The following is a 16,436-nucleotide window of genomic DNA, read 5'->3' as shown; positions in this document are numbered from 1 at the left end:
TTTAGCTGTTCAACCATGTATCCCTGAAACGGGGTTCCAGAATCTCCTTGACTCTTCTCAGCAATTGCTCATCCAATACCTCATCCGTCCATTTTATGTTTTGCAATACGGCTTCAGGTCGAGCTGTACTAAACAGCGTGGTCGCAATCCGAGGATTAGACACTGCGTATTTCACCGCCAATTGTTCAATCGCTTTGCCCTGCTCTTTACAATACTGCGCAGCTTTCCTGCACAATTCCTGCAAAGGCTTAGGGGCCGGATGCCAATCGGGAGCACCCCGTTCAGTGAGTAGCCCCATCGAGAAAGGAGAAGCATTAATCACTCCAATTTCTTTTTCTTCGAAATAATCCAGATAGTCGGTCAGCGCATCATCATTAAGACAATAGTGACAGAAAGATAAAACACTTTCCACCGTACCTTCGGGCACATGATCAATTACATATTTCAAATGGCGCAACGTCAGATTAGTTATACCTACATGTTTTACAATGCCTTTGTTTCGCAATTCCACCAAAGCCGGAAGTGTCTCCTGACAGACTTGTTCCAAATCAGCAAACTCAATGTCGTGCACGTTGATTAAATCGACATAATCCACATTCAGCCGCTCCATGCTCTCATATACACTTTCCATAGCTCTCTTTGCAGAATAATCCCAGAAATTCACTCCATTACTACCATAGCGACCCACTTTAGTGGAGAGGTAATATCTGCTTCGCTGAATTTCTTTCAAAGCTTTCCCCAATACTATTTCAGCTTTCAGATGTCCATAATACGGAGACACATCGATGAAATTAATTCCATTATCTACTGCCGTATGCACAGCCTTTATACCCTCCTCTTCCTTTATGGAATGGAAGACACCACCGAGCGAAGAAGCTCCAAAGCTAATATTGGAAACTTTCATTCCTGTTTTTCCTATTTCCCTGTATTCCATTGTGATTGATTTTAAGATTTCATGCTCCAAAAGTATCCGTTTTCAATATATGCAAGATTCCTTCATGTGTTAAAACCCTACGCAAAGGTTTGCGTAAATTCCCAGTTTTGCTACCTTTGTCCAAACCCCGCCTTTCATTACTTTTGTTGTCGGGCTCATTGGTCCTAATTTACACTATGGAAAAGAAAAGAAATGTATCACTGAAAGAACTTGCAGCGGAATTGGGGGTATCCATTTCTACCGTTTCGCGTGCGCTAAAGAACAGTCCGGAAATAGGTGAAAGAATGCGGAAGAAAGTGAAAGCACTGGCTAAAGAAAGAAACTACCGCCCAAACCCCTTCGCCATGAGTCTATTGAAGAACACGCCACGAATAATAGGCATTATCGTCCCCGATATTGTCACCCATTATTATTCGTCTATCATTAGCGGCATTAATGACATGGCCCACAATAATGGCTATTCCACCATCATAACCTCCTCTTACGAACAGTTTGAAAATGAAAAGAAGTGCCTTGAAGACCTGATAAATATCCGCGTGGAAGGGATTATCGCCTGTTTATCACAGGAGACAACAGATTATTCACATTTCGAAGCGTTAGTTGATCTGAATGTACCCATCGTTTTCTTTGACCGGATATGTTTGACTGATAAGTTTTCTTCCGTGATTACCAACAATATAGAGTCGGCACAAGAAGCTACCGAGCATTTCCTGTCCACAGGTTCCAAGCGTGTAGCCTTTATAGGTGGTGCTAATCATCTGGATATAGTAAAACAACGAAAACATGGTTATCTGCAAGCTTTGCGTGAAAGGAAGATACTTATTGAAAGGGAACTGGTCTTTTGCAAGAAAATCGGATATGAGTCGGGATACGAAGGCGCTTGCCATTTACTCTCATTGCCTAATCCGCCGGATGCCATATTAGCCATGACAGACAGTCTCGCCTTCGGAGCAATGAAGGCCATTAAAGAATCCGGATTGCGCATACCCGATGATATTGCTTTAATAGGATATACAGACGAAGCCCACTCCAACTATGTAGACCCACCATTGACAGCCGTAACCCACCAAACGTACAAGATGGGAGAAACTGCTTGCGGACTTTTGCTCAGACAGCTCAAAGGGATTGGTGATATAAAACAGGAGATAGTGCCGTGTATTCTTTCTGTCCGCGGCTCTTCCATCAAACAATGAATTAAAACAAAAATGGCCTTACAATCACTTGCAAGACCATTAAAAAACAACTAAGTGGGCGCTGAGGGATTCGAACCCCCGACCCTCTGGGTGTAAACCAGATGCTCTGAACCAGCTGAGCTAAGCGCCCTTTTGTTCGAAAGTGTATTGTCATTTTTGGTGGGCGCTGAGGGATTCGAACCCCCGACCCTCTGGGTGTAAACCAGATGCTCTGAACCAGCTGAGCTAAGCGCCCCTACACTTTCGTTTCAAAAGCGATGCAAAGGTACAGCTTATTTTGACATTACCAAAACATTTGCGAACTATTTTTTAGAAAAAACAGACAAAAGCAGATGTAGTTATTGAAATTCAGCAATTTAACAAAGAAACTTTTTTTCTTCAAGCAATCATCTATATAATGCCCGCTTTCCTTCCCGGCTCACGGAAGAAGATAACTCCCCGGTGGAAGTACTTTTTCTTTGCCACCAGGTAATGCCACTACAGCAACAGTGCCTTGCGGAACAACCACATGTACAGTCATCATACGGCTTTCTTTTTTTATATCAACCTTAATGTCTCCATAAAGGGTGGGCACCACTGCTGATGCCTCGCGTAATGCACCAAGTTGCGGAGCAACACGAAAGCACTTAAATCCCGGTTCAAGAGGTTCTATACCACACAGCTTCTGGCTCAAAATGGTCAACGTACCACCGCTCCATGCATGGTTGATAGTACCTCCTCCAAAACCGTCGGCACCTATCCCCCAGCCCTCAAATAAAGTTGTATAAGGATATGCCATCATTTTTGTATAACGGTTACGCATACGTTCCAATGCAAAGTCCGGTTCACCCATCATGAACAGTGCCTCCAGAATGTATTTTTCCATATAAGGACTGGCATGATACTCCTTCTTTAAAACTTTCAGCAAGGCCTTGCGTCTGCTGACCGGCGCCAATCCGCTAACTACAGCCATAGCCTGAGAACGGTCGTCCGTCTCACCCTTGTAGGATTTGGAACGATATGCGGTGCCAGTCCAGTAACGATGGTCAAAAGTTGCAGAAATACGCTTCATCATCTTGTCAATCCGATTGGCATCATATTGTTTATGTAGATAAAGAGCAAACTCTTTCTCTGCTTTAAGAGCTAAATAGTACCAACAAGTGGTAAGAAGCTCCAAATCAATGTTCGCTCCCCAGTCACCCCAGTTCCAATCACCCGGACGAGGAACAGGAAATCCCTGCATATCCACCTCCCACACTTCGTGAAGATACTTCCGCATTCCGTCATAAATCTTCGGAACAAAGGAGTAATCACCGCTGTAGAATGCTTGTGTGTAGAATCCATACCATCCGACAGAAGCAAGCATTTGTAAAGGGAGTTCCTTGCACCAATTCAGGGAGGGAACAGGAGAGGCAATAATGCCATCCGGGCGTTGCCAGTTCATCAACTCATAGATACCTTTTGTAGCCAATTGCCAACCTCGCGGATCGAGTGCATAGAACGCTTCGCCCAGTTCATTCACTTCATCTCCCCACCATTGCGCACGTTCACGGTCGGGACAATCCATGTAATTATCGCGCATCGTAATATACAGGGTACGAGCGCTCCGCTTCCACAACTCAGTGAGAAAATCATCATTACATATGAAAGAGCCTTTTATATCAGCATTATAACCTGTTTCGCGATATTTAAGCCCCAGCACTTCTACTCCAGCAGGAATCACGTACAACATTTCGTGACCGTTCATCCAGCCAAGACTTTCATATTCCTGCTCTCCTTCACGAGTGACGTATTCCGCTCTTACATTATTAGCACTGCCACCTGTATAATTATCAGTCAACATGCCAATCAGCAATCCGGCTGGAGCTTTGACTTTCAGATAAGGAGTAGCCTGACAGTTGTACGGCAAACGACAACGAATAGTATCCCCGGTTTCATTCTTAACTACTTCCGGGTAGTCTTTCAACCCACTGTCTTTCCACATCGGGATGGGGCGAAGTATCAATTTGCCAAATGGCATTTCATTCGGCGAAGCAATCTCAATGGAAGCTCCCAGCCGCCCGCTAAACTCCGGCAGATTCCAGCCTGCCAGTTCCTTGCGGGCATCGAAACGGATATTACTTTCGGACAAACGATAATTAGGGAATGGCGCTCCTGTGTTTTCATAAGCCTGGTACACCTTGCATTGCCAGGTTTTATCGCTGACGATAGTCAAACCTGTGGACTGGGCACTGAACAGCAAAGCAGCTGTTCCACTGTTCACATGGCTGAACCCGTTCTTCCCGAAATGCCACACCAACAATGCTATAACATTCTCTCCCTTCGTCAGATAAGGGGTAATATCTATTTGGTCATAATAAGTCGCTCCGGGTGCAGGACCTCGTTTCAATCCGCCCTCAAAAACCACCATCTTTCCATTAATCCATAACCAGTATTTGGAATCGACAGCAATATTTGCCATCAACTTACCTGGAATGTCAGTAACCTCCACAGTTTTACGAAAACAAAGCCAGGAATTTGGGGTACTTTGGCAATGTTCACTACCAATCCACCTGGCTTGAGGTGGGAACTCATCGGCTGCCTTTACTTGTATGGCAGCAACAGAAATCAAAATAAGAATTAAAAGGAAAAGTTTTTTCATGCTTAAGACAGTATTCGATTGAACGGATTGGAATATCCACACTTAATTCATCACTCCTTCGCCTGCTTCCGGAGCACCTTTGCCGGATTACCTACCGCCACGCTATCAGAAGGAATATCTTTGGTCACCACACTTCCGGCACCGATGATACAACGGTCGCCAATCGTCACTCCAGGGCAGATAATGACTCCACCGCCAATCCAACAGTCCTCTCCTATTATCACGGGATAGGCATATTCTTTCGAAGTGCGGCGTTCTATATAATTCATTGGATGTTGCGGAGTATAAATCTGTACGCAGGGACCAACCAGTGTATGAGCTCCTATTGTAATATAGCCACCATCCAGAAAAGTACAGTTCGCATTCACAAACACATGTTCGCCCAGCCTGATACCATCACCATGATCGCAATGGAAAGGCGGGCACACCACGGAAGTTTCAGGAATACCAGGTATCAGTTCCTCCAGCAATCCCCTGTAGGCCTTATCATAAGTACTCAACTGCCGCATCCTTGCCAACAACTTTTTTGCATGCACAAACTTCACCTGCACCTCCGGGGCAGACATATCTGCCAGTTGCGAACTCCGCATTTTTTCTACCTCATTCATATCAATAAGTCATTTTAGTCTTCATCTGTCACAAAAATAAGAGATTAATTTCTGATATCCAATGATATGAATAAAAAAGAGACAGCATAAACACCGGAAACATCCGGTATTTATGCTGTCTTCCCTATCCTGGCTATTATACCTTATTATTTGTACTCCTGCCAGCTCTTGATCTGAATATCTTGCAATTTTAATTCGCAGAACGCTTCGATGAAGGCACTTGCCAGACGGGCATTCGTAATCAACGGAATGTTATGGTCAATGGCACCACGGCGAATCTTATAACCATTCGTCAACTCACGCTTCGTGTGATTCTTCGGAATGTTGACAATCAGGTCGAACTTATGTTCGGCAATCATCTTCATCACGTTGTTCTCAGCATCGGGACGTTCATCAGGCCAATAAACGGCCTCGGTAGTCACACCATGAGCATTGAGGAATGCGGCCGTACCTGCCGTTGCATAAATCTTATAACCCTCATTGAAAAGCATGCGGCTGGACTCCAACAAATCTACTTTGGACTTCATAGCACCGGAAGAGAACATTACACCCTTCTGAGGTATCTGGAAGCCAGTGGCAATCATCGCACTCAGCAATGCTTCTGAGAAGTCATCGCCGATGCAACCCACCTCACCGGTAGAAGACATATCCACACCCAGTACCGGGTCTGCTTTGTGCAGACGGGAGAATGAGAACTGAGAAGCCTTTACGCCAATCCAATCAATATCGAATGCTGACTTGTCAGGACGAGTATAAGGAGCATCCAACATGATGCGGGTAGCCGTTTCAATAAAGTTACGTTTCAACACCTTGGACACGAACGGGAAGCTACGTGAAGCACGAAGGTTACATTCGATTACCTTCACCTCATTATTGCGTGCCAAGAACTGGATATTGAACGGGCCGGAAATATTAAGTTCCTTTGCAATCTGGCGGCTGATCTTCTTGATACGGCGTGCCGTAGCAAAGTAAATCTTCTGTGCCGGGAACACCAGCGTAGCGTCACCAGAGTGTACACCTGCAAATTCCACATGCTCGGAGATGGCATATTCCACCACTTCACCATTCTGTGCAACAGCGTCAAACTCGATTTCCTTCGTATTCTGCAAGAACTGAGATACTACCACCGGATATTCTTTGGATACCTCGGCAGCCATCTGCAAGAAGTTTTCCAGTTCTTCTTCATCGTAGCAAACATTCATCGCTGCACCGGAAAGCACATACGACGGACGAACCAATACCGGATAGCCCACTTTCTCTACGAAATCTTTCACAGCCTCCAGACTGGTAAGCGCTTGCCATGCCGGCTGGTCGATACCCAGTTGGTCGAGCATTGCGGAAAACTTGTTGCGGCTTTCAGCACGGTCGATAGAGATAGGTGAAGTTCCCAGAATGGGCACTGACTGACGGTGCAGTTTCATGGCCAGGTTGTTCGGAATCTGTCCGCCCACGGATACGATTACGCCACGGGGTTGTTCCAGGTCGATTACATCGAGTACACGTTCAAAAGAAAGCTCATCGAAGTAAAGGCGATCGCACATATCATAGTCCGTAGACACGGTTTCGGGGTTGTAGTTAATCATGATGGACTTGTACCCCAGTTTGCGTGCCGTCTGTACAGCATTCACCGAGCACCAGTCGAACTCTACGGAAGAACCGATACGGTAAGCACCGGAACCCAGAACAACCACCGACTTTTCATTCTTATAATAGTTCACATCGTAACCCTGAGTGGCATACGTCATGTACAGGTAGTTCGTCAGTTCAGGATGTTCGGAAGCTATCGTATTGATGCGCTTCACAGCCGGAAGAATACCCAATTCTTTACGGCGGGCACGCACCATCAGGTTTTCCTTCTCCATATTGCCTGACGGCTCAAGCACGAAACGTGCAATCTGGAAGTCAGAGAAACCGAGTACTTTTGCTTCGCGCAGCACGTCGGCCGGAATATCTTCCACCTTATTATATTGGGAGAGCTTCAACTTATAGTCAACAATGTTTTTCAACTTGCCAAGGAACCAAGGGTCAATCTTAGTCAGGTCGAAAATACGGTCTATCGTATAGCCACTTTCCAAAGCCTGGGCAATGGCGAATACGCGTAAGTCCGTGGGACGTGAAAGTTCACGGTCCAAGTCGTCGAAGTGCAGGTCGTTACCAACGAATCCGTGCATTCCCTGACCAATCATACGCAAACCTTTCTGGATGATTTCTTCGAAAGAACGTCCGATAGACATGATTTCGCCTACCGACTTCATGCTGGAACCGATTTCACGGCTAACGCCTACGAACTTCGTCAAGTCCCAACGAGGGATTTTACAAATCAAGTAGTCCAGTTGCGGAGCTACGTAAGCTGAGTTCGGAGTTCCCATTTCGCCAATCTGATCGAGCGTATAGCCCAATGCAATCTTAGCAGCAACAAATGCCAACGGATAACCCGTAGCTTTAGATGCCAAGGCGGAAGAACGGGACAGGCGGGCATTCACTTCAATCACGCGATAGTCATTGGTTTCGGCATTGAATGCATACTGAATGTTACATTCGCCTACGATACCCAAATGGCGGATACACTTGGTAGAAAGATCTTGCAGCATTTTTACCTGTTCGTCGGCAAGCGAGCACGTAGGGGCAACCACGATAGACTCTCCGGTATGGATACCCAGCGGGTCGAAGTTTTCCATGCTTGCTACTGTGAAACAGTGGTCGTTCGCATCACGGATTACCTCGAATTCTATTTCTTTCCAGCCTTTCAGAGACTCTTCTACAAGAATTTGTTTAGAGAAAGCGAAGGAGCTTTCGGCCAGTTTCAGGAATTCTTCCTTATCCTGACAGATACCGCTACCCAAACCGCCCAGTGCATAAGCGGAGCGAACCATTACCGGGAAACCGATACGTTCAGCAGCTGCAATGGCATCTTCCATGCTCTCTACAGCTTGGCTGACGGGAGTCTTCATTTCAATTTCATCCAGTTTCTTCACGAAAAGGTCACGGTCTTCCGTGTACATGATGGCTTCTACTGAAGTTCCCAACACGCGCACGCCGTACTTGTTCAGGATACCACTTGTGTACAACTCAGCACCGCAGTTCAGAGCTGTCTGACCGCCAAATGCCAACAGAATACCATCAGGACGTTCTTTCTTGATGATTTCTTCCACGAAATAGGTGGTAACCGGTAAGAAGTAAACCTGATCTGCAATACCTTCCGAGGTTTGGATGGTAGCAATATTGGGGTTTACCAATACTGAACTAATACCTTCTTCGTGCAGAGCTTTCAAAGCCTGCGAACCGGAATAATCAAACTCCCCGGCCTGACCGATCTTGAGTGCACCTGAGCCCAAGACCAACACTTTCTTCAAATTCTTTTCCATATATTCTCTTGTTGTCTATTAAGTTTCTTCCTATACGTTCGGGCACAAAAAAAATGCGTTACCCAAAAAAGGATTAACGCATTACCAAAGAACTAACAATATCATTTTCAGAGAAGAAGAAATCATCGACTAACGAATGGAATTCATTCGAACGCAGATTATATTTGATTCTCTTCCCGTGTTGTTGCATCGTTGTTTTAAAATTTGTGCAAAGTAACGACTTATTTGTGAGACAAACAAATTATCAGAAGAAGTTTTTTTCGACTAAGGCTCTTCTTGTAAAAGGGGTCATGATAAAGAAAGGGGGGGGAAGGAGAAGGGCTTGACGGGAGTGATTTGTTTCTATAGCGGTTATGAATTAGTTGACGAGGATACAAGTTGACAAGGGAACAAGGTTCTATCGGCATAGAAGCATTGCGCAGCTCAAGGCTGAAAGCCTGTTATCTTATAGCCCAGGGGGTTGATATGTATTTATCTTTGCGCCCTGTAAGGGCATAACGGCACGCACCGGCTTTTGCCCCTTACAGGGCGTAAGTGAACTGCACTCCTAAAGTTTTGTGTCTAACTTTTGGGGTGCAGTTCAAAGATTGTGGGGGCATTTATTACCCGGGGCGTTGCCCCGGGCTGTAAGATGAAAGCCTTCAGGCTTAGGCTGCGCTAAATTAGCATTTCATTCATTTTTGTACCGATTTGAACTAAAAAAAATGTGAGGTGCTTAAATTAAGTTGCCGCACCGCCACTTTTATCTCTTTTCCTTACGGAGGCTAAGGAAAATCGCAGTAGACAGTTATTCTTTCCACCACGGGGCTTTTTTCTTTCCGCCATGGAGAAAGTTTCTTTCCACCATGATGGAAAGAAAAAAGCCCCGTGGTGGAAAGAATAAACGTCTGCACACGAAGGAACTAATCTTCGGAAGGAAAAATCATAGGAGTGCCTAAGAAAAAGGTTAGAAGTAGGGAGAGGAAATTCATTTCCGGGCGGTTATGAATTTGACTCACTACAGACCATCTTCATTCCTCCCTCCTACTGTCGGACAAAATAAGAAGATAGTATTGTCTGTCATTTAATTCCTTTTAGATACGCGATTATGGATTTCAGAAAAATAATAGGTATCTTTGCAACTCATTTGCTGCCAAACGGCAACAAGCCAGAGAAAGATAACTAAGAATATAAATATAGATATGGCCAAAGAAAAAATCATCCTCACGGGCGACCGCCCCACAGGACGCCTGCACATAGGACACTATGTAGGCTCATTGAGAAGAAGAGTGGAGTTGCAGAACTCCGGTTTGTATGACAAGATATTCATCTTCATCGCCGATGCACAGGCGCTGACCGATAATGTGGACAACCCGGAGAAAGTGCGCCAGAACGTGATTGAAGTAGCACTGGATTATCTGGCTTGCGGCATAGACCCGGCAAAGTCCACCATCTTCATCCAGTCTCAAATTCCGGAACTCTGTGAGTTGAGTTTTTACTATATGAATATGGTGACGGTATCCCGCCTGCAACGCAACCCGACCGTAAAGACCGAAATCCAGATGCGCAACTTCGAGACGAGCATACCGGTAGGTTTCTTTACCTACCCCATCAGCCAAGCAGCGGACATCACAGCTTTCAACGCAACGACTGTCCCCGTAGGCGAAGACCAGGAGCCGATGCTCGAACAAGCTCGTGAAATAGTACGCCGCTTCAACTATATATATGGTGAAACACTGGTGGAACCGGAAATCCTGCTGCCGGACAATGCAGCCTGCCTGCGTCTGCCGGGAACCGACGGTAAAGCTAAAATGAGTAAATCTCTGGGCAACTGCATCTATCTTTCTGACAGTGCCGAAGAAGTAGAAAAAAAGATTCGTGGCATGTACACCGATCCTGACCACTTGCGCGTGCAAGACCCGGGTAAAGTAGAGGGCAATCCTGTATTCACTTATCTGGATGCTTTCTCCCGTCCCGAACACTTCGAACGCTATCTGCCCGATTATCCTAATCTGGATGAATTGAAAGCACACTACATGCGTGGCGGTCTGGGAGATGTGAAAGTGAAGAAGTTCCTTAACGCCATCATGCAAGAGACATTGGAACCAATTCGTAACCGTCGTAAAGAGTTCGAAAAAGACATTCCTGCCATCTACGAAATGTTGAAGAAAGGTTGCGAAACTGCACGCGAAGCCGCTGCTGCTACATTGGACAATGTACGCAAAGCGATGAAGATTAACTATTTCGACGATGCAGAACTGATTGCAGAACAGGTGAAGAAATTCAGCGAAGAATAATTGCTTCTTATTCTTAAAGAAGTTCTCATTATTACAAAACAGAGGAACGCCCTGTCTCCCGTAGAATCTACGAGAGAACAGGGCGTTCCCTTACACATGAAAAGACTATATTTAATTAGCAGATTTTACTAATACCACACGATTCAAAATCGGTTGACCAAACTTATCTACACCACCACCTGCATCAATACTCAGGCGATCGGCAGAGATACCATAGTTCTTAACCAACGCATTCTTAACAGCTTGTGCACGTTTCAAGCTCAACTCTTTGTTGAATGCCGGAGTACCGGTTGCAGAATCGGCATAACCATTTACGGTATAAGTAGCGTTCGGGAATTGTTTCATTTGTTCTGCCAGATAAGACAGATTCATGATTTCACGCGGAGACAGCTCGGCAGAACCGATAGTAAAGAATACAGTACGCGGTGCAATGTCCGGATCCGGAACGATAACCTCTGTTTCAGTCACTTCTGCTACCGGTTGGTTCTCTGCCTGTATCAATGCATTCTTCAATTGTGCATTCTGTGCGCCCATCATTGCCAGCTTATCCTGCATGGCAGCCAGCTCAATCTGAGAAATCAACTGCGGCATCGGACGACGGAAACCACGGGCAGGGAAACGGTAAGTCAAACCGACCGTAGCACTCAACACGCCATCATAGCCATGATCGCCACCAACTTCACCGTCGAATTTATCCTCAACACCCATTGCACTAAGTTCCAGGTTAATATCTATCGCATTCGAAATCCGGAACTTGTTGATGATACCTGCGTTTACGGACAGTGCCTCGCGATGGGGCTTTGAGTAGTTGTGAGTAAAACCCGCACCTACATAAGGAATAACCTCATAAACACGGTGCTGATTATAACCGCCGAAGAGTGCATTCAGGTTGAACATCACGTCACCGTGCAGATTCATGTAATCGAAGCGTTGTTTATAGTAACCGTCTTTCAGTTCGGCACCTTTCACATAGTCGGCACCACCATCGTATGTAAAGCCTCTTGCCTGAAGACCGCTATATTGCAAACGCAATCCTAAACCAGGAGTGAACCATTTACCAACGGAAATATTCAGTGTCGGGCTGATACGCTTGCCAAAACTTCCGGCTTTATCATTATCACCAAATGTAGCTTCGGCACCGCCTCCGATAGAAAAGAACCAGTTACTCCAGAAAGGATTGGTTATCACCTGATACTTATCCTGCACTTGAATAACCTCGTATTCTACTACTTCACTTGTACTGTTCTGGGCCCAGGCGCCAGAAGTCAGGCCGGCCAGAGCCAGCAACATTAGAATCTTTTTCATATACCTAAATAGTTAAGTGGTTAATTTAAATTCATTCTTTAATTTGCTTAAATAACACCCGCAGAACTAAAAGGTTTTTGAGAGAGTATAATTTTTGTTATTGAAGTATATTATAAATTGAGGAGAATAAAAGCTCTTTTATACATTTCGGGCGAATGATTATCCGTCCGAAATGCATTATATCAATTATCTTATCGCGAAAACAGTTTCTCGATATCTTCTTCTTTAATGGTGGACAGTACCGTACGTCCATCTGGCGTATAGTTTGGAGTAGGACAGGCAAACAGGCTATCTACCAGATTCACCATTTCTTCATTGCTCAACACCTGTCCATAGACAATCGCGGCAGCCTTTGCCAGTGTCAGGGCCAGCATCGTTTGCACCTCTTCTTTCACATCATTTCCTTTTTCCATAGCCGTATGCACCATATTACGCACCAGTTCTACAGGGTTCAGTCCCTCAATACCGGACGGAATACCGTTTATTGCATAACTACCACCTCCCAACGGTGTCAGTTCAAAGCCAACTGCCGAAAAATCTTCCAGAATACTTTCCAACACCGCAGCTTCCGAGGCCGGCAACTGCACTATTTCGGGGAAAAGCACTCCTTGAGACACTCCTTGCTTCTGACGAATCTGACTCATATAGCGTTCAAACAACACCCGGATATGCGCTCTATGCTGGTCTATCAGCATCAAACCGGACTTGACTGAAGTCAGGATAAACCGCCCCTTGAACTGAAAATGTTGAGTACCTTTTTCCACCGCCGATTCATTGGTATATAACGATGCTGCTGATGATGGTGTCATTTCCGTTTCCGCAATATACGGCGTACGTTCCTCAGGCATATTCACAGGTGCAGATGCAGAGATCCAGTCCGTTTCATCCACAAACGGTTCTTCCTCCATTGGAGCATTCATCTTGCTGGCTTTCTCCAGACCATCGTACAATCCCTCCCAGTCTACCTTCGGACGGGAATAACCGCCCCCTCCATAAGAAGAAGAGGAAGAAGTCTTGAACGGATTGAAGTCAGAATTATAATGAACCTTCGGTGGCTCTATCGGGCGGGTTTGGTCGAATGTCGGAATATCCGGCATGCCTTCCATATCGAAATCAATAGACGGCACAGCATTGAATTTACCCAATGATTCTTTTACTGCCGCAGAAAGTATCTGCCAGATAGCCTGTTCGTTTTCAAATTTGATTTCCGTTTTAGTGGGATGTATATTCACATCAATATTAGCCGGATCAACATCAAAATAGATAAAATAGGAAATCTGTTCTCCAGCCGGAATCAGTTGTTCATAAGCATCCATCACCGCTTTATGAAAATACGGATGGCGCATATAACGGCCATTCACAAAGAAGTATTGATGGGCGCCTTTCTTACGAGCCGTCTCCGGTTTGGCAACAAAACCTGATACTTTCACCATCGTGGTGTCCACATCCACCGACAGTAAATGCTGGTTCAACTTCTTACCGAACACTGCCAGGATACGCTGGCGGAGCGGCATTACCGGCAGATTGAACAACTCGGTATCATTGCTATATAAATAGAAAGCCACCTCGGGATGTACCAAAGCGATGCGTTCGAATTCTGTAAGGATATTGCTGAGCTCCGTCGAGTTCGCTTTCAGAAACTTGCGGCGGGCGGGTATATTAAAGAACAGATTCTTTATGGAGAAGTTACTCCCTTTAGGACAGGAAACGGCTTCCTGGCTTTCTACTTTGGAACCGGCTATCACAATCCGCGTCCCCAGTTCCTCATCGTCCATGCGGGTTTTCAGTTCCACTTCTGCCACCGCAGCGATAGAGGCCAACGCCTCACCGCGAAATCCCATTGTGCGCAAAGCAAACAAATCGGCAGCTTCTTTTATCTTGGACGTGGCATGACGTTCAAAGGCAAGGCGCGCATCCGTTTCGGACATACCCTTTCCATCGTCAATCACTTGTATACAGGTCTTTCCTGCATCCGTCACCAGCACGTGTATCTCTTGTGCTCCGGCATCAATTGCATTCTCTACCAATTCCTTAATTACGGATGCCGGACGCTGAATCACCTCTCCGGCAGCAATCTGATTGGCAACCGAATCGGGCAGCAAATGAATTATGTCGCTCATAAGAACAATGAATTGTTTTTTAATTAGTTAAGTTAGGAAAGTAACTGCCGGAATCAAATTATTCCGGTGCTTATTGCATACCACAAATATATCAGCAAGGCGATAATAACCAGTATCACTCCCAAGTGTATCGGTTTACGCCCGCTTTCCTTACGTCGTTTCAGGTGGGTAGTTCCTTCAACAAACTTTCCCCGGATGTCTTCCGGTGAAAATTCTTTCTCAGGTAACATTCCCAAGTCACGTTTGGCGCTTTCTTCCATCTTCGCCAACTTCTCTTTTCGCTCATCAACATATATATATTGATGGTTAAAGCCGCGCGGCTTTCTCATTGTGAACATTCCCATAGCGCTTATTTATTTCTTTTGATATTCATATTTCTTGGCGAAACAACAGGTTTCCGATCTGATTTCTGTAATTGTTCACCAGCTCTCTTGCCCCGCCATTCAAAAATATCTTCCTTATTCCGTGGACGGATATAATCGAACCAGACAAAAGTGGGCAACTTATATTTATCTGCCGGAATTTGATCCATCGGATACATCGTACCATTAGCCTTGCCAATAAAAGCACCTTTTTCCATGCGTCGCTCTTTCAGCAGCATACGCAAAAAACCACCTTCGGCATAATTCAGTCCAATCAGGCTACTGTCTTTTTCTTCCACAGGATAGAAGATAACCAATACATTACCGTTCACATCTACCTGACGCATATCTCCATCAATAAAGAAAGCTTTCATCTCTTTACCGGTCACCTGATTGTAGTGGATGGAGTCTTTCCGTTCCACAGTTAATGCCTGGTTGATGATGTGCGCCCAGTCGATGGTGCTGTCGTTCATATAAACCTTGATTTCTTCACCTAACAATTGTTGTTCGCCATGCCATAAGATAGGATCGACGTACATAGTCATGCAAGAATCCTTAGAATTATATACCAGAGAATCGCATACGGCCTGCACATCTGTACGATAAGCGCGAACTTTATGATAAGCACGCATTTCGCGATACATGGAGTCAGTATCTATATTATAGGTAAGTAAGCGCAAAGTATCACCATGCATAAACAAACTATCACCTTGTGAATAGTCGATGGCAACCGCACGTAGCGTGGCAAGAGCACTTCCCGATATTTCATTGTAAAAACAATAATCACCGGTCAGCATATTCTTGTTGATGGTATCGTTCATCTGCACATTATCAAATGCTTCACCATACCCCAGAACACGGTCATAGAAAAGGCTGTCGCCTGTCAGTTTCTTACCTTCGTTGGTCAATACTGAACGATCCAGCAGTTCTGCCTGTTCGGTAGTGGTATTGTAAATACCCCGTTCGGAGTAGATGTGATTCTTATCGCTCACAATATCCGAAGGCCCCAGAATTGTAGCAATCTTACTCGCAGTACTATATTTCAGAGTATCCGAGGTCAGGACAAACTGCGGATTTACTAACTTCACGTCATGGTTGAATACGGACAACTTAGTCGCCGGGCTATACTCTCCCCACTCGGAAGTCAGCACATTCTCCTCGTCGGTCAACGTTCCACCCTCAAAGTAATAACCCAGATTATACAAACGGTCATAGTTCAAGCTGTCAGTTGTCAACGTTGTGTTCCGATTAATCATACGGACATTGCCACGTATCATTGCCAACTGCGACATACCGTCATAATAGAGGTAATCTCCATAGATAAAGAGCGTGTCTCCCTGTTCCATACGGACGTTATCAAACGCTTCCACCGAGTTCGTTTTTTCAAAAATCAGCGCACTGTCACAGTACATGTACATGCTGTCGTGACGCAACTTTACCGACCCGATAAGTATCTGTACATCCGGAAGCAGGATTTTGTCTGCCTGTGCCTCGTCGGCATGAAGCAAATCAACCCGGGTTTTCTTCTTTTCCGGTTCTTTCTTCTTGTCCTGAGCGCTCAGTAAACAGATGCCAAACAGGCATAGAACACCTGTTAATAGGAATCTATGCCTGTTCAGAAAATTATTTCTTGTATTTTGTTTCTGCATACAA

At 45.2% G+C, this 16,436-nt stretch carries 10 protein-coding genes and 2 tRNA genes; 2 read left to right on the top strand and 10 right to left on the bottom strand.

The window, feature by feature from the left end:
- Position 1 precedes the first annotated feature (1 nt).
- Entirely contained in the window at positions 2 to 934 is a 933-nt protein-coding gene (locus HMPREF9447_RS13840) for an aldo/keto reductase (protein ID WP_009130350.1), read from the bottom strand.
- Between the two features lie 176 nt (positions 935 to 1,110).
- Here HMPREF9447_RS13840 and HMPREF9447_RS13835 point away from each other — a divergent pair, with 176 nt between their 5' ends.
- Positions 1,111 to 2,127, top strand: coding sequence for a LacI family DNA-binding transcriptional regulator (locus tag HMPREF9447_RS13835; RefSeq protein ID WP_044138238.1), 1,017 nt, complete (start codon positions 1,111 to 1,113; stop codon positions 2,125 to 2,127).
- A gap of 55 nt (positions 2,128 to 2,182) precedes the next feature.
- Here HMPREF9447_RS13835 and HMPREF9447_RS13830 read toward each other — a convergent pair.
- From HMPREF9447_RS13830 to carB, 5 genes are all read right to left on the bottom strand, one after another.
- A tRNA-Val gene (locus HMPREF9447_RS13830) sits at positions 2,183 to 2,257 on the bottom strand.
- A gap of 27 nt (positions 2,258 to 2,284) precedes the next feature.
- Positions 2,285 to 2,362 (bottom strand) — tRNA-Val (locus tag HMPREF9447_RS13825).
- Between the two features lie 183 nt (positions 2,363 to 2,545).
- Positions 2,546 to 4,747: an alpha-L-rhamnosidase-related protein gene (locus tag HMPREF9447_RS13820; RefSeq protein ID WP_009130348.1), complete on the bottom strand. Its 2,202-nt coding sequence runs from the start codon at positions 4,745 to 4,747 to the stop codon at positions 2,546 to 2,548.
- A gap of 50 nt (positions 4,748 to 4,797) precedes the next feature.
- Positions 4,798 to 5,355 carry a sugar O-acetyltransferase gene (locus tag HMPREF9447_RS13815; protein WP_009130347.1) on the bottom strand — a complete coding sequence of 186 codons (558 nt, stop codon included), beginning with the start codon at positions 5,353 to 5,355 and terminating at the stop codon, positions 4,798 to 4,800.
- Between the two features lie 146 nt (positions 5,356 to 5,501).
- Complete coding sequence (gene carB / locus HMPREF9447_RS13810) at positions 5,502 to 8,720, bottom strand: carbamoyl-phosphate synthase (glutamine-hydrolyzing) large subunit (protein ID WP_009130346.1); 3,219 nt, start codon at positions 8,718 to 8,720, stop codon at positions 5,502 to 5,504.
- Between the two features lie 1,181 nt (positions 8,721 to 9,901).
- On the opposite strand from carB, the gene trpS reads away from it, so the two are divergent.
- The gene (gene trpS / locus HMPREF9447_RS13805) at positions 9,902 to 10,996 is read left to right on the top strand and encodes a tryptophan--tRNA ligase (protein WP_044138190.1); all 1,095 of its coding nucleotides are present in this window, start codon (positions 9,902 to 9,904) and stop codon (positions 10,994 to 10,996) included.
- 111 nt (positions 10,997 to 11,107) lie between these two features.
- On the opposite strand, the gene HMPREF9447_RS13800 is transcribed toward trpS, so the two are convergent.
- From HMPREF9447_RS13800 to HMPREF9447_RS13785, 4 genes are all read right to left on the bottom strand, one after another.
- Positions 11,108 to 12,301 carry an OmpA family protein gene (locus HMPREF9447_RS13800; RefSeq protein ID WP_009130343.1) on the bottom strand — a complete coding sequence of 398 codons (1,194 nt, stop codon included), beginning with the start codon at positions 12,299 to 12,301 and terminating at the stop codon, positions 11,108 to 11,110.
- 191 nt (positions 12,302 to 12,492) lie between these two features.
- A complete protein-coding gene (mutL, locus tag HMPREF9447_RS13795) occupies positions 12,493 to 14,421 on the bottom strand; it encodes a DNA mismatch repair endonuclease MutL (protein ID WP_009130342.1) in 1,929 nt (642 codons plus the stop codon).
- A 53-nt stretch (positions 14,422 to 14,474) separates the two neighbouring features.
- Positions 14,475 to 14,765, bottom strand: coding sequence for a hypothetical protein (locus HMPREF9447_RS13790; protein WP_044138189.1), 291 nt, complete (start codon positions 14,763 to 14,765; stop codon positions 14,475 to 14,477).
- Positions 14,766 to 14,770: 5 nt separating this feature from the next.
- The gene (locus HMPREF9447_RS13785) at positions 14,771 to 16,432 is read right to left on the bottom strand and encodes an OstA-like protein (protein ID WP_009130340.1); all 1,662 of its coding nucleotides are present in this window, start codon (positions 16,430 to 16,432) and stop codon (positions 14,771 to 14,773) included.
- Positions 16,433 to 16,436 lie beyond the last annotated feature (4 nt).

The sequence above is a fragment of the Bacteroides oleiciplenus YIT 12058 genome (assembly GCF_000315485.1).
Lineage (GTDB): Bacteria > Bacteroidota > Bacteroidia > Bacteroidales > Bacteroidaceae > Bacteroides > Bacteroides oleiciplenus.
Note: the sequence above shows the minus strand (reverse complement) of the source record. Positions and strands in the feature narration are given on the sequence as shown.